The sequence below is a fragment of the Loktanella gaetbuli genome, from assembly GCF_020531945.1.
GTDB lineage: Bacteria > Pseudomonadota > Alphaproteobacteria > Rhodobacterales > Rhodobacteraceae > Loktanella > Loktanella gaetbuli.
In genome coordinates this window covers 13950-35173 of sequence record NZ_JAJATZ010000002.1, presented here as the reverse complement: position 1 = coordinate 35173, position 21224 = coordinate 13950, and the positions used below count along the sequence as shown (strand labels likewise).

The 21224-nt window shown below is 63.3% G+C and carries 20 protein-coding genes; 10 read left to right on the top strand and 10 right to left on the bottom strand.

Annotation, left to right across the window (positions count from 1 at the left end):
- Positions 1-20: 20 nt before the first annotated feature.
- The 3 genes from LGQ03_RS03740 to LGQ03_RS03730 form a co-directional block, all read right to left on the bottom strand.
- Positions 21-698, bottom strand: coding sequence for an orotate phosphoribosyltransferase (locus LGQ03_RS03740; RefSeq protein ID WP_226747306.1), 678 nt, complete (start codon positions 696-698; stop codon positions 21-23).
- 104 nt (positions 699-802) lie between these two features.
- Positions 803-1855 carry a dihydroorotase gene (gene pyrC / locus LGQ03_RS03735; RefSeq protein ID WP_226747305.1) on the bottom strand — a complete coding sequence of 351 codons (1053 nt, stop codon included), beginning with the start codon at positions 1853-1855 and terminating at the stop codon, positions 803-805.
- 50 nt (positions 1856-1905) lie between these two features.
- Positions 1906-2859 carry a hypothetical protein gene (locus tag LGQ03_RS03730; RefSeq protein WP_226747304.1) on the bottom strand — a complete coding sequence of 318 codons (954 nt, stop codon included), beginning with the start codon at positions 2857-2859 and terminating at the stop codon, positions 1906-1908.
- Positions 2860-3053: 194 nt separating this feature from the next.
- Between LGQ03_RS03730 and LGQ03_RS03725 the strand changes: the two genes are divergently transcribed.
- From LGQ03_RS03725 to LGQ03_RS03690, 8 genes are all read left to right on the top strand, one after another.
- Positions 3054-3956 carry an AAA family ATPase gene (locus tag LGQ03_RS03725; protein WP_226747303.1) on the top strand — a complete coding sequence of 301 codons (903 nt, stop codon included), beginning with the start codon at positions 3054-3056 and terminating at the stop codon, positions 3954-3956.
- A gap of 64 nt (positions 3957-4020) precedes the next feature.
- Complete coding sequence (locus LGQ03_RS03720; RefSeq protein WP_226747302.1) at positions 4021-5340, top strand: vWA domain-containing protein; 1320 nt, start codon at positions 4021-4023, stop codon at positions 5338-5340.
- 7 nt (positions 5341-5347) lie between these two features.
- On the top strand, positions 5348-6313 hold the full coding sequence (locus LGQ03_RS03715) for an XdhC family protein (protein ID WP_226747301.1): 966 nt from the start codon (positions 5348-5350) through the stop codon (positions 6311-6313).
- Positions 6310-7314, top strand: a complete 1005-nt coding sequence (locus LGQ03_RS03710) for a molybdopterin-binding protein (RefSeq protein WP_226747300.1) — start codon at positions 6310-6312, stop codon at positions 7312-7314. Before LGQ03_RS03715 ends, LGQ03_RS03710 begins: the two co-directional genes overlap by 4 nt.
- A 106-nt stretch (positions 7315-7420) precedes the next feature.
- Complete coding sequence (locus LGQ03_RS03705) at positions 7421-7903, top strand: (2Fe-2S)-binding protein (RefSeq protein ID WP_056033572.1); 483 nt, start codon at positions 7421-7423, stop codon at positions 7901-7903.
- A gap of 105 nt (positions 7904-8008) precedes the next feature.
- Positions 8009-10390, top strand: coding sequence for a xanthine dehydrogenase family protein molybdopterin-binding subunit (locus LGQ03_RS03700; protein ID WP_226747298.1), 2382 nt, complete (start codon positions 8009-8011; stop codon positions 10388-10390).
- Positions 10391-10485: 95 nt separating this feature from the next.
- On the top strand, positions 10486-11274 hold the full coding sequence (locus LGQ03_RS03695; protein ID WP_226747297.1) for an FAD binding domain-containing protein: 789 nt from the start codon (positions 10486-10488) through the stop codon (positions 11272-11274).
- 108 nt (positions 11275-11382) lie between these two features.
- The gene (locus LGQ03_RS03690) at positions 11383-13326 is read left to right on the top strand and encodes an OmpA family protein (RefSeq protein WP_226747296.1); all 1944 of its coding nucleotides are present in this window, start codon (positions 11383-11385) and stop codon (positions 13324-13326) included.
- A 114-nt stretch (positions 13327-13440) separates the two neighbouring features.
- Here LGQ03_RS03690 and infC read toward each other — a convergent pair whose 3' ends face one another.
- A complete protein-coding gene (gene infC, locus LGQ03_RS03685; RefSeq protein WP_226747295.1) occupies positions 13441-14043 on the bottom strand; it encodes a translation initiation factor IF-3 in 603 nt (200 codons plus the stop codon).
- A 117-nt stretch (positions 14044-14160) separates the two neighbouring features.
- On the opposite strand from infC, the gene LGQ03_RS03680 reads away from it, so the two are divergent.
- Positions 14161-15090 (top strand): translation initiation factor 3, encoded by a 930-nt coding sequence (locus LGQ03_RS03680; protein ID WP_226747294.1) that lies wholly within the window; start codon positions 14161-14163, stop codon positions 15088-15090.
- 77 nt (positions 15091-15167) lie between these two features.
- Here the strand turns inward: LGQ03_RS03680 and LGQ03_RS03675 are convergent, their stop codons facing one another.
- The 6 genes from LGQ03_RS03675 to cysG form a co-directional block, all read right to left on the bottom strand.
- A complete protein-coding gene (locus LGQ03_RS03675; protein WP_226747293.1) occupies positions 15168-16016 on the bottom strand; it encodes a ferredoxin--NADP reductase in 849 nt (282 codons plus the stop codon).
- Between the two features lie 62 nt (positions 16017-16078).
- Positions 16079-16474 carry a DUF934 domain-containing protein gene (locus LGQ03_RS03670; RefSeq protein ID WP_226747292.1) on the bottom strand — a complete coding sequence of 132 codons (396 nt, stop codon included), beginning with the start codon at positions 16472-16474 and terminating at the stop codon, positions 16079-16081.
- A gap of 43 nt (positions 16475-16517) precedes the next feature.
- Complete coding sequence (locus LGQ03_RS03665; RefSeq protein WP_226747291.1) at positions 16518-17252, bottom strand: phosphoadenylyl-sulfate reductase; 735 nt, start codon at positions 17250-17252, stop codon at positions 16518-16520.
- Positions 17242-18915 carry a nitrite/sulfite reductase gene (locus LGQ03_RS03660; protein WP_226747290.1) on the bottom strand — a complete coding sequence of 558 codons (1674 nt, stop codon included), beginning with the start codon at positions 18913-18915 and terminating at the stop codon, positions 17242-17244. Before LGQ03_RS03660 ends, LGQ03_RS03665 begins: the two co-directional genes overlap by 11 nt.
- A 3-nt stretch (positions 18916-18918) precedes the next feature.
- Positions 18919-19218 carry a DUF2849 domain-containing protein gene (locus LGQ03_RS03655; RefSeq protein WP_226747289.1) on the bottom strand — a complete coding sequence of 100 codons (300 nt, stop codon included), beginning with the start codon at positions 19216-19218 and terminating at the stop codon, positions 18919-18921.
- Entirely contained in the window at positions 19218-20615 is a 1398-nt protein-coding gene (gene cysG / locus LGQ03_RS03650; RefSeq protein WP_226747288.1) for a siroheme synthase CysG, read from the bottom strand. The genes LGQ03_RS03655 and cysG overlap by 1 nt, the downstream gene beginning before the upstream one ends.
- A 136-nt stretch (positions 20616-20751) precedes the next feature.
- On the opposite strand from cysG, the gene LGQ03_RS03645 reads away from it, so the two are divergent.
- Positions 20752-21213, top strand: coding sequence for an Lrp/AsnC family transcriptional regulator (locus LGQ03_RS03645; protein WP_226747287.1), 462 nt, complete (start codon positions 20752-20754; stop codon positions 21211-21213).
- Positions 21214-21224 lie beyond the last annotated feature (11 nt).

Genomic DNA, 21224 nt, shown 5'->3' with positions numbered 1-21224 from the left:
TGATCAGACCACGAAATTGATCAGACCATGATACCGGGTTGCCATCCGTTCGGATCGCGCAGGTAGGCCTCGACCGTGTCCAGCGTCGCCGCGTCAAAGCTCTGGTTGGCGCGTGCCACGTCCAGCACGTCCCACCAGGTGCAAAGCGACACCAGCTTGACCCCGTGGGCGGCCAGTGATTCCTCGACGCCAGGATAGATGCCGTAATAGAAAATGACAGCCGTGGCGTTGCAGGTCGCGCCCGTGTCGCGGATCGCATCCACGAATGACAGTTTCGATCCGCCATCGGTGGTCAGATCCTCGACCAGCAGCACGCGCTGGCCTTCGGACATCACGCCTTCGATCCGCGCATTGCGACCGTAACCTTTGGGTTTCTTGCGCACATAGGTCATCGGCAGCGCCATGCGTTCGGCCACCAGCGCCGAGAAAGGGATGCCTGCGGTCTCACCACCCGCCACGTTGTCAAAGGCCTCGAACCCGCAGTCGCGCATGATGCTGATGGTCAGGAAATCCATCAGCGTGGAACGGATACGCGGAAAAGAGATCAGTTTGCGGCAGTCGACATAGGTCGGGGCCTGTTTGCCAGAAGCATGGGTGAACGGCGTCGTCGCATTGAAATCGATCGCGCCGATTTCCAGCAGCATGGACGCCGTCAGGCGGGCGATTTCGGATTTTTCGGGAAAGGACGACGGGATCATGACGCGGCTCCTGGCTGTGGGTTCGCGCGGGTTTAGGGCCTTTGGGACCGGATGTTAAGAGGCAGCACGGCCCCTGTGCTGCCCCATCGGCCCGTTATCCCGGGTCAGTCCACGACGCGCCAGTGCAGCGGGAAACCGGGGTCAAACACCGTCACCGGCCCATCATCGGTGGCGATATGATCGGGATAGGTGACGGGATCGCCCTTGCGCAGCGTGATCGTATCCGCGTTCGGCGGCAGGCGGTAGAACGCAGGCCCGTTGAGCGAGGCAAAGGCCTCGAGCTTGGGCAATTTCCCGGCCGCATCGAACACCTCGGCCAGACAGGACATGGTGTTCGGCGCGCTGAACACCCCGGCGCAGCCGCATTCCTGCAACTTGCGTGCATCCGTATGCGGGGCGCTGTCAGTGCCCAGGAAAAACCGCACGTCGCCCGACACGGCAGCCTGCACCAGTGCGACACGGTGCTTTTCGCGCTTGGCCACCGGCAGGCAATAGTAATGCGGGCGAATGCCACCGGCCAGAATGTGATTGCGATTGATGATCAGGTGATGGGTCGTGATCGTCGCGGCCAGGTTTTTCGGCGTGTCGCGGACATAATCCACCGCATCCTCGGTGGTGACGTGTTCCATGATGATCCGCAGGTCGGGGTTCTTCTTGCGGATCGGCTTGAGGACCTTGTCGATGAACACTGCCTCGCGGTCGAAAATATCGACGGCGCTGTCGGTGACTTCGCCGTGGACGCACAACGGCATGCCGATTTCGGCCATCCGGTCCAGCACCGGTCGCACCTTGTCGAAATCGCGCACGCCCGATGCAGAATTCGTCGTGGCCCCGGCAGGATAGAGTTTGACGGCCGTTGCAATCCCTTCGGCGTGGGCGCGCGCCACATCGTCGGGATCCGTGTCCTCGGTCAGGTAGAGGGTCATCAGCGGCGTGAACTGCGCATCTGCGGGCATCGCGCCCATGATGCGAGTGCGATAGGCCGTCGCATCACGGGCCGTCACGACAGGCGGCACGAGGTTCGGCATCACGATGGCGCGGCCGAAATGCCGTGTGGTTTCGGGCAGGACCGCGCGCAGCATGGCACCGTCCCGCAGGTGCAGGTGCCAGTCGTCGGGGCGGCGGATCGTCAGTTCGGTCAAATCTCTATCAGGCATGGCGCGTCTTTATACGCAACCACCGGCCCTGACCAGATCGCACCGACCGATCAGACCGCGTCGAACTCGGCCTTGGCGGATTTGGGCAGCGGTTTGCCCATTTCCTGCAACTGCTTGGCAAAGAACGGGTTCGGCCCGCGCGCCAGAACGGCATAACACAGCTGTACGGCCAGTGCGTCATGCCCGGTGTCCAGCAGACGCTTGTGCAGGTTACGCAGGTAGGCACCGGACTGCTTGCGCGCACGCATCAACTGACCAAAGCGGGCATGGGTCAGGGTGCCGTCCATGGCCGCCCGGATCACGTCATCCAGCACGCGCAGCGCCTCGAACATGACATCCATGCGACCGCCCAATCCCGATACGCGCAGCATCGACACGTTGGGTTTCGTGAACAATGCAGCATGCATCGCGTCCATGCGCTGCTGCGGGCAATAGGCGATATAGGCGCGCTGGGCCGCGTCGATCATGTCGGGGGCATAGCCATAGCGGCGGGTAAAGTTCTGGCCGCGGTATTTCACGAACCGCATGTCCCAGCCGGCGACCGCTGGGTCCAGCGTTGCCTGTGGTCGCAATGCCAGCACACGCGCACCGGGTGCCGCCACGGCAAAGGCGGCAGCCGCATAGCCGCCCGCTTGCGCACCGTAAAACAGCACGTCCTCGAAATCCTCGAAAAACCCGTCGTCGATCAGCCGGTCGAAATGCCGGTAAACGCGTTCATCGCGAAACCAGCTTTCACCGCGGCTGATAATGGCCAGGTGCGACCAGCCTTCGCGCCGGGCAAAGGCGAAACCACGTGGGGCTGCATCGGGCAGACTCATCACTTCGGTCGCATTCTCGAACGTCACGAGCAGTTTCGGACCCGCATCCAGAAAGGCCGCGCCGAAATCATCCCCAAGCGGTGTGTAGGACCCGTGATCTTCGACCAGTTCCTCGAGTGCCACGAGCCAATCGTCGATTTCCAACCCCTTGAGGTCCGTCTCGAAGGTCAATCTGTGGTCGGTCATGGCAGTTCTCCGCGGTTCAGACATGTCAGATGCCGTCGCATTGGGGCGAAATTAGGCAGTCGGCGCGCCGCTTTTGGGACATTGTGCGGTGACGCCCTTGGCGCAAATCTACGGCCTTTGGCACGGGGCGTCCATGCCGTGCTTGACCTCTGCGCCCTGTGGTGCAGGTTTGAGGCACGAGGGGGAGGGCGACAATGGAATTTGACAGTATCGATGCCGTGCAGGCCGGGCTGGCGAAACAGGACTATATCTGCGGGCGCAGCCTTGCCACGGTGACATTCCTGGCGCTCAAGCTGGGCCGCCCCCTGTTCCTCGAAGGTGAGGCCGGCACAGGCAAGACCGAAATCGCCAAGGCGATCGCCGCGGCGCTGGGGCGCCGACTGATCCGGCTGCAATGCTACGAAGGGCTGGACGCGGCGTCAGCGGTCTACGAGTGGAACTTTGCCGAACAGATGATCGCCATCCGCGCGGCAGAGGCAACGGGCAACACCGACCGGAATGCGCTCAAATCAGAGCTATTTACCGAAGACTACCTGATCGAACGCCCTTTGTTGCAGGCCATGCGGCCGCAACCGGGCGGAGCCCCCGTGCTGCTGATCGACGAATTGGACCGGACGGATGCGCCTTTCGAGGCCTTCCTGCTCGAGGCGCTCTCGGATTTTCAGGTCACGATCCCGGAACTGGGCACAATCCAGGCGCCAGAGCCGCCCATCGTGATCCTGACCTCGAACCGCACCCGCGAAGTGCATGACGCTCTCAAACGTCGCTGTCTCTATCATTGGGTCGATTACCCGGATTTCGACCGGGAAATCGACATCCTGCACGCCCGCGCGCCGCAGGCCTCCGCGGCCCTGTCGCGCGAGGTCGTGGCCTTTGTCCAGCGTCTGCGCACCGAGGATCTGTTCAAGAAACCGGGGGTTGCCGAAACCATCGATTGGGCGAAATGCCTGCTTGCACTGGACGTCATTGACCTGTCGCCGGCGGTGATCGCCGACACATTGGGCGCGATCCTGAAATACCAGGACGACATCCAAAAGCTCGAAGGCTCCAAGGCCAAACAGATCCTGGACGAGGCCCGCGCTTCGATTCCTGTCTGATGCATCATCTTGCCGAAAATACTCCACGGGGGTCTGGGGGTGTGAAACCCCCAGTCGCCGCCGGATGGTAGAACTGGCCGATCTCGACCTGCCGGAACACCCGAAGCTGGCGCAGAACATCGCGCATTTCGCGCGGGCGCTCCGTAGGGCGGGTCTGCCCATCGGGCCAGGGCGGGTGATCGACGCCGTGCGCGCGGTGCAGGTCGCCGGGTTCACCGACCGGATGGATTTCTACTGGACCCTGCATGCCTGTTTCGTCTCGAAACGAGAGGAACAGGCGACCTTTGGCCAGATCTTTCGCCTGTATTGGCGCGATCCGCGCTACCTTGAACAGATGATGTCCTTCATGCAGCCCATGGTGCGCGGTGTGGCCGAGGAACGGACAGCGCAGGCCGCCGAAAAACGCGCGGCAGAGGCGCTGCTCGACGGTGAAGAACGTGACGTCCCCCAGCCAGAGGACGAGGCCAAGGACGACGAAATCCTGCTGGACATCGACGCAAGCCAGACCATCAGCACCCAGGAAAGGTTGCGCAGTCTGGATTTCGAACAGATGAGTCTGGCCGAAATGGCTGCTGCCAAACGCATTCTTGCGCAGATGTCGCTGCCTGTGAAACCGCTGCAATCGCGACGCACGCAGGCCTTGCCGGGGCGTATTCCCGACTGGCGCGGCACCCAGCGGATGGCGATGCGGCGCGGCGGCGAGATCACGGATTTTGCGACCAAACGCAGGCGGTTGCGCTATCCCAATCTGGTGGTGCTGTGCGACATCTCGGGATCCATGTCGCAATATTCCCGCGCCGTGCTGCATTTCGTGCACGGTGTCGCCAATGCGCAGGGGCAGGGCTGGGCGCAGGTCCATGCCTTTACCTTTGGCACGCGGCTGACGAACATCACCCGTCATCTGCGCACCCGCGACGTGGACGCGGCGCTGTCCGCCGCCGGGGCAGAGGCGCAGGATTGGGAAGGCGGGACGCGCATCGCCGCAAGCCTGCACGATTTCAACCGCGACTGGTCGCGCCGCGTCATGGGGCAGGGGGCGGTCGTGTTGTTGATCACCGACGGGCTGGACCGTGACCCGACAGCCGATCTGGGGCGCGAAATGCAGCGCCTGTCATTGACCGCGCGCCAGCTGATCTGGCTGAACCCGCTTTTGCGGTGGGACGGTTTCGCGCCCAAGGCCAAGGGGATCGCTGCGATGCTGCCGCATGTGTCCAGCTTTCGGTCGGGGCATAACATCGCCTCGCTCGCCGGGCTTGCGCAAGCCCTGGCGCGGCCCGATGATACGGGCGAGAAACAGCGACTGATGGCGGCCCTCGCAGACAATGCAACCGACGCACCGCAGAACCCGTTTGCGTTCACCCGCGCGGCCAATACCATAGGATGATCCTGCCATGACACCGCATCTGTTGACCCTCGCGCTGGACTGGCACCGCTCTGGCCGCGCTGTCGCCGTGGCCACCGTGATCGAGACATGGGGCAGTGCGCCGCGCAGGGTCGGTTCGCTGCTGGTCATCGACGGTGATGGCAACATGGAAGGCTCGGTCTCTGGCGGCTGCGTCGAGGGGGCGGTGATCCTCGAGGCCATCGAGGCGTTGCAAGACGGCAAGCCGCGCCTGCTGGACTACGGGGTCAGCGACGACGATGCCTTTGCGGTGGGGCTTGCCTGTGGCGGGCGCATCCGGGTGCTGGTCGAACCTGTGGGCCGGGCGATGCCGCTGGATGTGTTGGAAACCCTGTGCGCCCGGATCGCGGCCAGAGAACCCGTGGCCTATGTCATCGACCTGGAGGGTGGCGCGCGCAGGGTTGGGGAACTTGCGGACCATCCTGACCGTTTCCGGCTGGACCGGTCCGGTGTCGAGGACGACGCACGCACCTTTGTCGCCGTGCACAACCCGCCGCTGCGGATGATTGTCGTGGGGGCCGTGCATATCGCGCAGGCGCTCTTGCCCATGGCGCGGGCCTGCGGGTTCGATCCGGTACTGATCGATCCGCGCGGCGTTTTTGGGTCGGCTGACAGGTTTCCGGGCGAGACGATCATCGAGGACTGGCCTGACGCGGCGCTGACGGCCCTGGCCCCCGACAGCCGCACCGCCGTCGTGACGCTGACCCATGATCCGAAACTGGACGATCCCGCGATCATGCAGGTTTTGGGGTCGGACGCATTCTACCTGGGTTGCCTGGGATCGACCCGCACCCACGCCAAACGTGTCGCGCGACTGACTGAGGCCGGTTTTACCGCCGCACAGATCGACCGTATTCACGCGCCCGTCGGTCTGGACCTGGGCGGGCGCGCACCTGCCGAAATCGCTGTCAGCGTGATGGCGCAGGTGATCGCCACCCTGCGCCGCGCCACATGAGGTTCGGCCCCGTCCGGACGGCAGAGGCGCTGGGCGCGATCCTCGCGCATTCGCTCGACGGTGAAACGATGCGGATTCGCAAGGGGACCGTTTTGACCGATCCGCATCTGGCAGATCTTGCGGCAGCGGGACACGATCCCGTCACGGTCGCACTGCTGGCAGCCGATGATCTGGATGAAAACCGCGCCGCAGCACAGCTGGGTGCCGCGCTGGTGCCCGAGGGGGCGCTGCACCTGCGGGTCACGCCTGCCAGCACGGGTCGGGTCAACATCGTGGCCACGCGGGCCGGTGTCGTGGGGATCGCGGCCGAAACGATAAACGCGGTCAATGCCATCAGCCCGATGATCACCGTGGCAACACTGGCACCCCTTACGCGGGTGGCGGTGGATACCTTGATCGCGACGATCAAGGTGATTTCTTTCGGGGTGCCCCGCGCGGATCTCGACCGGGCCTGTCAGGCCGCATCGGGCCAGCCTGTCACCCTGCATCCGCCGCGCCTGAACAGCGCCACGCTGATCGAGACGACCACCGACGCCACCACACCGAACCCGAAGGGCCGGCGCGCGCTGGCCACGCGCCTTGCACGGTTGGGGGTAACCCTGTCGGAACGCGTCGTGGTGTCGCATGACGCATCTGAGATTGCTGCGGCGCTGCATGATGCACCGGGCGATCTTGCGCTGATCCTGACGGCGTCTGCTACGTCTGATGTGGCGGACACCGCGCCGACTGGTGTGATGCAGGCGGGCGGGCGATTGATCCATTACGGCATGCCCGTCGATCCCGGCAACCTGCTGTTCATCGCGCAACTGGGCGAAAAACCTGTCATCGGCCTGCCTGGCTGTGCGCGGTCGCCTGCACTGAACGGGGCGGACTGGGTGCTGGAACGGGTCATCTGCGGCCTGCCGGTCGGTCCGGCCGAAATCGCGGCGATGGGTGTGGGTGGCCTGCTCAAGGAAATGCCATCGCGTCCCTTGCCGCGCAGGCCGATCACCGCGCGGTGATGACGCGACGCAGCATCCGCCGATGCCGCAATGCAGCGTCAAGAAGGCCTTCTCAGACGTGAAATTGGGTGCTTAACTGATCCCAATGCGAAAGGGAGAGTTGCACATGAAACTGACGATGAAGGTGAACGGCAGGGAGGTGACCGGAGAGGTCGAGGGCCGCACACTGCTGGTGGATTTCCTGCGGTCCGACCTGCGTCTGACCGGGACGCATGTGGGCTGCGACACGTCGCAATGCGGTGCCTGCACCGTGCACGTGAACGGAGAGCTTGTGAAATCCTGCACCATGTTCGCGGCAGAGGCCGATGGCGCAGAAGTCGCCACCATCGAGGGTGCGGCGGCAGAGGACGGCACGCTGTCCGCGATCCAGCAGGCGTTTCAGGATCATCACGGTTTGCAGTGCGGCTATTGCACGCCCGGTATGGTGATGACGGCCGCAAGCCTGCTGAAGGAAAACCCCAAGCCCACCGAGCACGAGGTGCGACAGTACCTCGAGGGCAATATCTGCCGCTGCACGGGCTACCACAACATCGTCAAGGCGATCATGGCGGCCAGCGGACAAGAGATGCCCGCGATGGCGGCCGAGTAATTTGCGGGCGGCGCGCAGGGAGGCGGGCCGCCGGTTCGAGTATTTTTGGCAAGATGATGCGCAAGCGGGCCGAGAGGCGTCGATGCGCGGTTCAGGGAGAGAGCAATGCCCAAAGACAGTGGAATTGGCGCCAGCAGCAAGCGGCGCGAAGATATCCGGTTTCTGACTGGTACCGGAAAATATACAGATGACATCAACATTCACGGCCAGCTCTACGTGCATTTCCTGCGCGCTGATGTGGCCCATGCCAAGCTGAACGCTGTCGATACCGCAGAGGCCGCGGCGATGCCGGGCGTCGTGCGTATCTTTACGGGTGCGGATTTCGAGGCTGTCGGGTCGATCCCCTGTGGCTGGCAGATCACCGACCGTCACGGTCAGCCGATGCAGGAACCGCGTCACCCGGTGCTGGCGCACGGCAAGATCAGACATGTGGGCGAACCCGTTGCCGCCGTAGTGGCGGAAACCCGTGCGCAGGCCCGCGACGCCGCCGAGGCGATCGTACTGGATTACGACGAACTGCCGGCCGTGGTCGATATGAAGGCCGCCGTGGCCGAGGGGGCCACCAAGGTCCATGACGAACTGACGAGCAACTTGTGTTACGACTGGGGTTTCGTCGAGGAGAACAAGGCCGCGACCGATGCTGCATTCGAAGCGGCGGCGCATGTCACCACCCTGGAACTGGTGAACAACCGTCTGGTCGCCAACCCGATGGAACCGCGGGTGGCCGTGGGAGAATACGACCGGGCCGATGACATGCACACGCTGCACACCACGAGCCAGAACCCCCACGTGATCCGCCTGCTGATGGGTGCCTTCGTGCTGGGCATTCCGGAACACAAGCTGCGGGTCGTGGCCCCCGACGTGGGCGGCGGGTTCGGCACCAAGATTTTCCACTATCAGGAAGAGGCGTTCTGCACATTTGCCGCCAAGGCGCTGAACCGTCCTGTCAAATGGACGTCCACGCGGTCAGAGGCGTTCATGTCCGACGCACATGGCCGGGACCACGTGTCCAAGATCCAGCTGGCACTGGATGCGGACAACAACTTTACCGCGATTCGGACCGAAACCTACGCCAACATGGGGGCCTATCTGTCGACCTTTGCGCCATCGGTGCCGACCTGGCTGCATGGCACGCTGATGGCGGGCAACTACAAGACGCCGCTGGTCTATGTGAACGTCAAGGCGGTGTTCACCAATACGGTGCCTGTCGACGCCTATCGTGGTGCGGGCCGACCCGAGGCGACCTATCAGCTGGAACGCGTGATCGACATGGCCGCGCGTGAGCTGGGTGTCGATCCGGTCGCACTGCGTCGGCAGAACTATATCACGCAGTTCCCCTATGCGACGCCTGTCGCGGTGGAATACGATACCGGCGATTACAATGCGACGATGGACAAGCTGACCGAGATTGCCGATTTCGCGGGCTTTGACGCGCGGCGCAAGGAGAGCGAGGCCCGTGGCAAGCTGCGCGGGTTGGGCGTCAATTCCTACATTGAGGCCTGCGGCATCGCACCGTCGAACCTTGTGGGGCAACTTGGCGCGCGGGCGGGTCTTTATGACGCGGCGACCGTGCGGGTGAACGCGACGGGATCGATCAGCGTCATGGTCGGGGCCCACAGTCACGGACAGGGGCACGAGACATCCTTTCCGCAGGTGATTTCCGAAATGATCGGTATCCCCGAAGACCAGATCGACATCGTCCACGGTGACACCTCGAAGATTCCGTTCGGGATGGGCACCTATGGGTCGCGGTCGCTGGCCGTTTGCGGATCGGCCATGGTGCGTGCTGCCGAAAAGGTGATCAACAAGGCCAAGAAGATCGCGGCCCACCTGCTGGAAGCCTCTGAAGGGGATATCGAACTGAAGGACGGGACATTCAGCGTCGCGGGCACGGACAAATCGGTGGCCTGGGGCGATGTGACCCTGGCGGCCTATGTGCCGCACAACTATCCGCTGACGGATATCGAACCGGGGCTGGAGGAGACAGCGTTCTACGATCCGGCCAACTTTACCTATCCGGCTGGCGCTTATGCCTGCGAGGTGGAGCTGGATCCCGAAACCGGCCATGTGAAGATCGAGCGGTTCTCTGCGGCGGATGATTTCGGCAATGTCATCAACCCGATGATCGTGTCGGGGCAGGTGCACGGCGGGATTGCGCAGGGTATCGGTCAGGCGCTGTTGGAAAACTGCGCCTATGATGCCGACGGCCAGCTGATTTCCGCGTCCTACATGGACTACGCCATGCCGCGCGCGGACGATCTGCCGTTTTATTCGGTCGATCATTCCTGCCAGACGCCCTGCACGCACAACCCGTTGGGTGTGAAGGGCTGCGGCGAGGCCGGTGCCATCGGGTCGCCACCTTCGGTCGTGAACGCGGTCATCGATGCGATCCAGTCGGGGGGCATGAACGTGGCCCATATCGACATGCCGCTGACGCCCAACCGCGTCTGGGCCGCGATGCACGCCGCACGGAGCGACGCGGCATAGGTGAAAGTGAGGGACCGGGGCGCTGCCCCGGACCCCGGAGTATTTTCGGCAAGATGATGCGGTGATCCCGCAGATCCGCCAAGAGGAGAGACATAATGTACGCATTCGATATTGCGCGCCCCACCACGCTGGATGAGGCAAAGGCGGCAATCGCCGCAGGAGGGCAGGCGCTGAGCGGAGGACAGACGCTGATCCCGACGTTGAAGGCGCGTCTGGCGATGCCCGAGACGCTGGTCAGCCTGCACGGGATCGCCGATCTCAAGGGGGTGAGCACCGACAGCGCGGGCCGGATCTGCGTCAAAGGTGCGACAGTGCACCGGGCGGTGGCCGAGGCTGTTGCCGACAGTTTTCCGGCCTTGAGCTATCTGGCAAGCCGGATCGGTGATCCGGCCGTGCGCAACCGTGGCACCATCGGTGGTAGTGTGGCGAACAACGATCCCTCCGCCTGCTATCCGGCAGCGGTTCTGGCCTGCGGTGCGACCGTTTGCACGGACCGGCGGGAGATCGCGGCCGATGATTATTTCCAAGGGATGTTTACGACGGCGCTGGAAGAAGACGAGATCGTCACCGAAGTGAAATTCCCCGTCCCGCAGGCGGCTGCCTATGAAAAGTTCATCCAGCCTGCGTCCCGGTTTCCGCTGGTTGCGGTCTTTGTCGCACGATTTGCGGATGGTGTGCGGGTGGCGATCACGGGCGCGTCTGAATCCGGCGTGTTCCGCTGGTCTGCTGCCGAGGAAGCGCTGTCGGCCAATTTCACGCCAGATGCGCTGGACGGGCTGTCTGTCGATGCGGACGGGATGATCGGCGATCTGCACGGATCCAAGGATTACCGCGCGCATCTGTGCGGCGTGATGGCAAAGCGCGCCGTCGCGCGGGCCGTCTAGGCGGAACCCCGCCACCGGTCCTGCGCGGCGGGAACGGTGGTGATTTCCAAGGGTTGATCAGGTGTCCCCGGCATGTGCCGGGGGCACCTTTTGTTTGCGAGGAACACCATGACGCGATTGACCCTGACCTCCACCACAGCCCTGATGATCGGGCTGTCCGTCTCATCCGCTTCGGCGCAAGAGGCGGTCTTTCCCTGCAATTTGCCTGACGGTGCCGCCATGGCGGATGCGCAGGCATTGGCGGCGGCCATCGGAGAAGAGGCCGTGACCGCTGATCTGGTCGTGACGGATGATCCCGCTGTCTGTGGTCCGGCGCAATTGGCGGCCGCCCAGGCGTTGATCGAAGACGCCACGGCTGAAGGCGAGCTTGTCGCTGTCGAAGATCAAGGCGAAGAGGCGGCACCAGATCCGGCGGAGGTTGCGACCGAGGCTGACGCACCTGCCACGCAGGACGAGGCTGCGCCTGCCGATACTGCACCGGTGGATGAGGCACCCGTCGCCGCCGAACCGGAAGCCCCGGCAAGCGCACCCGATGCTGAGGCACAAAACCCCGAGGAGTCTGCCACCGAAGCCGCCCCGGTCGTAGAGCCTACACCTGAGGACATGCCGGTCGCGGAGCCAGCACCCGAGGCCATGCCGCCCGCCGAGGACGAGGCACCCGCTGCGACAGAGCCACAGGTGAATGAGGAAACACCGACCGAGGAGGCCGCCCCGACCGCTGAAGACGCTACGACCCCCGACGAGACTGTGGCACCCGAGACAACGCCTGCTGAGGCTGAAATCCCAGAAGAAGCCGAGGCACCGGTAGCGCCGGAGGCCGAGGCCACTGCAACGGACGACAGCACAGATCCCGCTGCGGCAGACGCCCCTGATGCGGCTGTCGCGCCGGACGCGCAGCAAGAAGATACGGCGGTCGAAGACGTGCCTGCGACCGGTCCGGCAGATGCCGAGACACTGGCAGAGCCAACGGCAGAAGAGCTGGCCGCCCGCGACGCGCGTCGTGCGGAACGCGCTGCGGCACGCCAGCAATCCGCCGCTGCAACGGCTGAACCTGACAGCGCAGAGGTCGTGACAGAGGAAGTCCAGTCAGAGGATGTGCGGTCCGCAGACGAGGATTTTGACACGCAGGTGCTGAGCGATACCGCCACCGCAGAGGATGAAGATGACGGTCTGTCCCGGTTCGAGCAGGCACTGCTGCTGGGTCTGGGGGCCGCAACGGTCGGTGCGATCCTCAACAATGGCGATGCCGTCGTGTCCAATTCTGGCGACCGCGTGATCGTGGAACGTGAAGGCGAGTTACGGGTGCTGCGCGACGACAACACGCTGTTGCGTCAACCGGGCGCGCAAATCGCAACCCAGACCTTCGACGACGGATCGACCCTGACGACCGTCACCCGAGAGGACGGCAGTTTCGTGACCACGATCCGTGCCGCCGACGGCACCGTCCTGCGCCGTACGCTGACGCGTGTGGATGGCACGCAGGTCCAACTGATCAACGATCTGGAACAGGTGGACCCGATTGATGTCACGTCCCTGCCGCAGGTCCAGACCGGGCAGGAAACGCAGCTGGGCAATGCCGATGATGCGGCGTTGCGTGCGGCCTTGTCGGCGGGTCTGCTGACACAGACGGGCCGGTCCTATTCGCTGGAACAGATCCGCGATGTGCAGCAGGTACGCGAGTTGTCACCGCAGATCGAGTTGGACACGATTACCTTTGCCAGCGGTTCGGCTGCAATTCAGCCCAGCGAGGCCGAAGAGCTGGGTGCAGTGGGCCGGGCGATGCTGGCGGTGATCGAGGATGATCCGAGTGCGGTTTTCCTGATCGAAGGCCACACCGATGCGGTCGGCGATGCGGCCTATAACCTGGGCCTGTCGGACCGTCGCGCGGAAACGGTGGCGCTGGCGCTGACGCAGTATTTCGGCGTGCCGCCGGAAAACCTGGTGACGCAAGGCTACGGCGAATCCTATCTCAAGGTGCGGACGCTGGAAGCCGAGCGCGCGAATCGCCGTGCGGCTGTTCGCAACATCACACCGCTGCTGCGCGACAGCTGAAAACAAGCGGGCGGGAGAAAGTCCCGCCCCCGTGCCCGCTGAATATGGGCCTGTCGCAATGAAAAAGGGGTCAGCGCCGATGCGCTGACCCCTGAACTTTGTCATATGGATCGCTTACTTGGGCAGCGGCCCGATCAGCATGACCATCTGGCGGCCTTCCATCTTGGGAAAGTTTTCGACCTTGCCGTGTTCCTTGGTGTCCTCGGCCACACGTTCCAGCAGGGCGCGACCCAGTTCCTGGTGGGCCATTTCGCGGCCACGGAAACGCAGGGTGATTTTCACCTTGTCCCCGTTTTCAAGGAACTTGTAGACGTTCTTCATCTTGACGCCGTAGTCGTGATCATCGGTGTTTGGACGGAATTTGATTTCCTTGATCTCAATGATCTTCTGCTTCTTGCGCGCCTCGGCTTCCTTCTTTTGGGTCTCGTACTTGTACTTTCCGAAATCCATGATCTTGCAGACGGGCGGATTGGCGTTGGGGGAAATCTCTACCAGGTCCAGACCGGCCTCTTCGGCCATGGCCAGCGCCCGTTCGGGCGACACGACGCCGACATTCTCGCCTTCGGCGCCGATGAGTCTGATGTCTCCGCCCCGAATGCGGTCGTTGATGCGGGGGCCAGTGTCGCGCTGTGGTGGCGCGTTGTGGGGTCTGCGTCCTATGATCTTTATCCTTCGATCGTTGTCTTGAGGGTTGCAAATGTAGGTAATGCGCTGCACCGCGACCTTCAAGCGGCAATTGGTGGTTGCGGGTTACCCCTTTTCTTTTCTCGCGACTGACACCAAGTAGAAACCGGATCACCAAAAGGTGAAACTGGATCAGAAGGACCAAATGCCATGCAAGCACTTGTCATTATCGTTGTCGTCGCTGTTCTCGGCTTTTTCGGGTATCAGTATTTTGTAGATGGGCAGGACCCTCAGGCTGTTGTGTCGGGCCAGACGGATGACGTCGCCGTCACCGCAGAAGACGCAGAGGCGGCCGTCGAAGACGCTGCGGCAGACACGGCAGCCGCAGTCGAAGATGCGACCGATGAAGCTGCTGCCGCAGCAGATGCAGCGGTTGACGCCATGACGGACGCAGCAGGCGACGCGACCGAAGAAACGGCTGCTGCCGCCGAAGCAGCCGCCGCCGAAGCCGAAGCGTTGGCCGCCGAAGCTGATGCCGCTGCTACCGATGCCGCCGCAGCCGTGCAGGAGGCCGCAGATGCAGCCGCCGCCGAGGTTGACGCTGCAACCGAGGATGCTGCCGCTGCAACCGAAGACGCTGCTGCTGACGCCGCCGCAGTTGTCGATGATGCGACCGCCGCCACCGAAGACGCAGCCGCTGACGCAGCCGCAGCTGTCGACGACGCGACCGCCGCAACGGAAGAAGCCGCTGCTGATGCCGCCGCCACCGTTGATGCCACCGCAGATGCAGCAGCCGAGGAGGTCGACGCAGCCGTAGATCAAGCTGATGCAGCAATGGATGAGGCCGTTGCACCTGACGCGGAGGTGGCTGCCGAGGCAGAGGTCGCAACCGCCGAGACAACGACCGAAGGCGACGCCGCCGCCGCCGATGCCGGCACTGACACAGCCGAGGTTCCGCTGAGCGAATTGCTGACCCCCGAAGGTTTCGACGCGGATACCGTCATTGCGCGTATCGAGGCAAGCGAGCTGGATGCGATGCAGAAAACGGTCTTGACCCGCGCCGCCGAAACGGTGCGCGACAATCCCGACATGCTGTCCAGCGTGCTGGATCAGATCCGTGCCGCGATGGGCGTGAACTGACCGCGCCAAGACGACGACAAAAGGGCCGCATCCTGACGGGATGCGGCCCTTTTTTTATGCTGTCTCGACGGGTGCGTTCAGCCGACGAATGCCTTTTCGATGACGAATTCGCCCGGTTCGGAATTGGCACCCTCGTGCAGGCCAGCGGCCTCCATCAGCGCCGCGATGTCCTTGTTGAAGGCCAGGCTGCCGCAGACCATCGCGCGATCATCCTGCGCGTTCAGTGGCGGCACACCCAGATCGGTGAACAGGTCGCCGTTCTCGATCAGGGTCGTGATCCGGCCCATCTTGTCGCTCTTTTCGCGGGTAGTGGTTGGGTAGTAGCGGATCTTGTCCAGCGCCTCTTGGCCCAGCAGTTCGATCATCATCTCGTCCTGCTTGAGATCGGCGATCAGATTCGCACCATAGGTCAGTTCCGCCACGTCGCGGCAGGTGTGCGTGACGATGACCTCTTCGAACCGTTCATAGGTTTCGGGTTCGCGCAGCAGTGACGCAAAGGGGGCAAAGCCCGTACCCGTGGCGAACATATACAGGCGTTTGCCGGGCAGCAGCGCATCATGCACCAGCGTGCCCACGGGTTTTGGGCGCAGAATGATCTGGTCGCCGGGCTGGATGTGCTGCAATTTCGATGTCAGCGGGCCGTTCTCGACCTTGATCGAATAGAATTCCAGCTCGTCGTCCCATGCGGGCGATGCGATGGAATAGGCGCGCAGCAGTGGTTTTTGCTTGCCGGTTTCGGGGTGCGGATCGCCCATCAGACCGATCATGACGAATTCGCCGGACCGGAACCGCAGCGATGCGGGGCGGGTCACACGGAATGAAAACAGTTTGTCCGTATAGTGCTGCACCGCCGTGACGGTCTGGGCGTCAGGCAGGGTGGGCACGGGTCTTGCGGCGGTATCTGTCACGGGGCGTTGCTCTGTCATTGGGTCATCAGCGGCACGTCTGCGCCGCCCTCCGTCTAGTGCAAAAAGAAAAGGGGTGAAAGTCAGCCGCGCATGCGCGCCTGATAGGCATGGGCGCGCCAGTCGGCACGGGCGATCCATTGATCCTGCGGTTGCCGGGCGGCCAGCGTGTCGTCGATCTCGACCTCGTCAAAACCACTGCGGCGCGCCATGGCGTATTGGTCGGCCAGCACGTGACCATGGGCCCGCAGACGCCCGGTAAAACCTGCCCGGCGCAAAATCGCCGCGAGGGTGAATCCGCGCCCATCGGCAAAGCTGGGAAACGCGATCCGCACGACCTGCGCGCCAGTCAGCGCGCGCACGGCGTCGGGGTCGGCATCAGAGGGCACGTCCACGGCCACACCGTCTTCGCCCATGGGGACAAAGGTGCCTGTGAAATCATCGGGTGCAAACCCGCTATCGGTTACAATCACGCTCATCGGTTACTCCTGCGGGACGTTGTGGTCCGCGCGTCTGTGATGTTCAAAGTCCGGCACCAGCCGGGATCCGGACCATCTTGCCGTCGACAAAATGGATGCCGCATTCGGTTTTTTCGCGGTTGCGCCAGCGGCCCGCGCGCGGGTCTTCGCCGGGTGCGACCTTGGTCGTGCAGGGGGCGCAGCCGATCGACGGATACCCCTGCGCCACCAGCGGATGCCGGGGCAGGCGGTTTTCGACCATGTAATCCTGCACATCGTCACGGGTCCAATGAGCCAGCGGGTTGACCTTGAGCAGGTCGCCGTCTGCCTCGAAGAACGGCAATGCCTTGCGCTGACCGCCCTGGTATTGCTTGCGCCCGGTGATCCAGCCGTCGAATTCGCCCAAGGCGCGCATCAGCGGTTCGGTCTTGCGCAGGGCGCAGCAGCCGTCAGGGTCCGACAGATGCAGCAGCCCTTCGTTGTCGCGTGCCAGCAGCGCATCACGGTCGGGATGCAGGACGCGCACGTCGCCCAGGTGCAGGCGTTCCGCGACTTCCATCTGGTAGGTCAGCGTTTCCGCAAACAGCATCTCGGTATCCAGGAACAACACCGGCAGGTTGCGATCCAGCACCGACACCATATGCAGCAGCGCCACGGATTCCGCCCCGAAAGAGCTGACAAGCGTGAGTTTGCCTGTCTGGCTGTCGGTCAGGGCGCGTTCCAGAACAGCGCGGGCCGAATGGTGTTTGTAGGCCTCATTCAGGGACGTGACCCTGTCGGACAGGTTATCAAGCGGCATCGCGTGCACCTTCCTTGTCAGGATAAAGGACCGCCTTGAACGGACCCGCGCCCAGACGGCGGTAGGCCTGAAGAAATGTCTCGGACGCGTCCTCACGCAGATCGAGGTAGCCCAGCACCAGCCGTTCGATGGCTGGGATGATCTCATCCGCGCTGAAACCGGGGCCCGCGCGTTCGCCGATCGCCGCGTCCTCGGACCCGTCGCCGCCCAGCGTGATCTGATAGTTTTCCACCCCTGCACGGTCGAGGCCAAGGATGCCGATGTGACCCACATGGTGGTGACCACAGGCGTTGATGCACCCTGAAATCTTGATCTTCAGCGGGCCGACCTCGTGTTCCAGTTTAAGTTCGTCAAACCGGGTCGCGATTTGCTGTGCAATGGGGATCGACCGCGCGGTTGCCAGCGCGCAGTAGTCCATGCCGGGGCAGGCGATGATGTCGGACGCCAGCCCGATGTTCGCTGTGGCAAGGTCCGCCGCACGCAATGCGGCATAGACGGCAGGCAGATCGGATTGATGCACATGCGGCAGGATCACGTTCTGTTCATGGCTGATGCGCAACTCGTCATGACCGTAGGTTTCGGCGATATCGGCCAGCGCGCGCATCTGGTCGGATGTCGCATCGCCCGGCGTGGCACCGTGTTTCTTGATCGAGACGCTGACGATGGCATATCCGTCCGCCTTGTGCGCGGTCAGGTTGGTGTCGGACCAGGACCGGAACGCAGGGTTGGCCAGACGTGCCGCCTCATACCCATCGGTTTCCGCGGTCTTGAACGCAGGCGGCGCAAAGGCGGTCTGGATTTCCGCCAGCAAGGCCTGATCGACGCCTGAAAACTCTGCGCGGATGCGTGCAAACCGTTCATCCACCAAGGCCCGGATCTGGTCGATGCCGTTCTCGTGCACGGTAATCTTGATGCGTGCCTTGTACTTGTTGTCGCGGCGGCCCAGCAGGTTGTAGACGCTGACGATCGCCTCGCAGTAGGGCAGCAGGTCGGCCACGGGCAGATAGTCCGTCAGCACCTTGCCGATCATCGGCGTCCGGCCCAGACCACCGCCCACCAGCACGCGGAACCCGATTTTTCCGGCGTCATTACGGACCAGTTGCAGTCCGATGTCGTGGGCGCGGATGACCGCGCGGTCGGCCTCGGCCCCGGTCACCGCGATCTTGAACTTGCGCGGCAGGAACTGAAATTCGGGATGGTCCGTGGACCATTGCCGCAACAGTTCCGCATAGGGGCGGGGGTCCGCGATTTCGTCAGCGGCCGCACCGGCGAAATGGTCAGCCGTCACGTTGCGGATCGTGTTGCCGCTGGTCTGGATGGCGTGCATTTCCACGTCCGCCAGTGCGTCAAGGATATCGGGCACGTCACGCAGTTCCGGCCAGTTGTACTGGATGTTTTGCCGTGTGGTGAAATGGCCATAGCCCTTGTCCCAACGGTCCGCGATCATGGCAAGCTGGCGCATCTGCGCGCTGTTCAGCGTGCCATAGGGCACGGCCACTCGCAGCATGTAGGCGTGCAGTTGCAGATACAGACCGTTCATCAGGCGCAGCGGCTTGAATTCGTCCTCGGTCAGGGACCCGTCGATGCGGCGTTCGACCTGACCGCGGAATTGGGCGACACGTTCGCGCACGAATGCGGCGTCGAAATCGTTATACTTGTACATGGATCAGGCCCTCGTCTGTTTGCCGTGGGGATAGTTCGATGGTCCGCGCGTGCGGAACGCCTCTCGGAAATGCACGGGCTCTGGTCCCGCTTCGCCCTCTTGTGCGTCGGCCAGATAGGCCCCTGCGATTTCGGACTGACGCGCGCTGGCCTCCAGCAGGCGCAGTTCGGCGTGGGCCTCGTCGGTCAGCAGTTCGGCCTCTGCGATGTCGCGCGACCAGCGGTCGTCGTCGGTCAGCCAGACAGCGTCACCCTCGAGAAGCGCGTTGGCGGTGATGACTTTTGGTGTGAAAGCCTTGGGCATTATGCAAATTCCTCTGCGGGGATATCGTTGCTGGCGGCCAATGCGTCGCGCGGTGCAAGACCGAGGAACGTCAGGGTCGGACCTGATAAACGGGCCTCTGTCAGGGTCGGTTCCAGCTGGGCCAATGTGGTGGCCAGAATACGCTGATCGGTGCGGCTGACGTTTTCGATGATGGTCACGGGGGTTGCGGGATCGGCACCATGCATCAGCAGGCGGCCCTGAATGAACCGTGCCGCCCGTTTGCCCATGTAGATCGCGGCGACCTCGCCGGGGCGGGCCAGCGCTTTCCAGTCATGATCGGCAAAGCCGCGTGTGTCGTGGCCGGTCATATACCGCACGGATGAATTGCGGCCACGTTTGGTCAGGCTCTGGCCCAGACTTGCGACGGCCGCACTTGCGGCGGTGATACCGGGGATGATGCGCCAGCTGACACCCGCTGCGGTGCAGGCCTCGATTTCCTCGTCCAGCCGGCCAAAGACCGTGGGATCGCCGGATTTGAGGCGCACGACATGGTGCCCGTCCTGCGCGTGCTGCACGATCAGCGCATCGATGTCGTCCTGCGCCATGGCGCTGCCGAAACCTTCCTTGCCGGCGTCGATCATCAGTGCCTCGCGCCGCGCCAGCTCCAGGATCTCGGGCGTCACCAGCCGGTCGTAGATCACCACATCAGCAGTATCGAGCGCGCGGCGCGCCTTGAGCGTCAGCAGGTCCGGGTCGCCCGGTCCCGCCCCGACCAGATCGACATGGCCGACCTTGGCGGGTGTGTTGATCGCATCATCGAGCAGGGTGTTCAGTGTCGGCAGGATTGCCTCCTCGCCGCCAGCTTCCAGCGCCTTTGGCCCCGCATCGAAATAGAATGCGGACCAGAAATCGCGGCGCACGCGGCCCATGGGCAAAACATCGACCGCAGACCGAAACGTCTTGCCGATCCGCGCCAGCAGGCCCAGCGATGTCGGCAGGCGTTCCTCAAGATCAGCCTTGATCTTGCGGGCCAGAACGGGTGCGGCCCCTTCGGTGCCGATCGCGATGACAACTGGGTCACGGTCCACGATGGCAGGCGTGATGAACTGGCTGTCGGCCAGATTGTCGACAATATTGACGCGGGCCCCATCGCGATGCGCAAGGGCCGCCACGCGGGCATCCTCGGTATCATCCTCGTTGGCGGCATAAAACAGCACGGCGCACATCGCGTCGCCGGGCTCCATCGCGCGCTGGACCAGCGTCAGCTTGCCCTCATGCGCCAATCGGTGCAGGTCGGGATGGGCGTCAGCGGCAAAGACCGTCACATGAGCGCGGGTCTTGAGGATCAGGCGCAGCTTGGCCAGGGCGGCCTCGCCACCACCGGACAGGACGATGCGGCGTCCAGCGACGGCCATGAAAACGGGAAAATGATCCATTGCGCATCCTTTCGGTTCTGCCCTGACATATAGAACATTGTTCTGGTATTTTGACAGTGGCCCGCTTAGTTAAGAACGCACGTTCCAGTGGCTGCACTGTTTTGGTGCAATGTTCTACAAATGGCAGGATATGCGAATGACGATCCGTATCGATGACACAGACCGGAAAATTCTTGCGGCATTGCAGCGCGATGCATCACGGTCGCTGGACGAGATCGCCACCGAAATCGGGTCGTCCAAGACGCCGGTCTGGAACCGGATCCGCAAGCTGCGCGAGGCGGGGATCATCAAATCGCAGACCGTCCTGCTGGACGCCGAGGCCCTGGGGTTCGAGGCGTGCTTCTTTGTTCTGATCCGCACCAGCGAACATGATGCGGTCTGGCAGGAGCGGTTCCTGAATGCGCTGACCGCCCGGCCAGAGGTGCAAGAGGCGCACCGCCTCGCAGGCGATATCGACTACATCCTCAAGGTGCGCGTCGCCAATGCCCGCGCCTATGACATCTTTTATCAGGCGCTCATTTCAGAGGTAAAGGTCCACACCGTCACGGCGTTGCTGTCGATGGAGGAAATCAAATCCACGGTGGCGCTGCCGCTCTAGTCGCATCATCT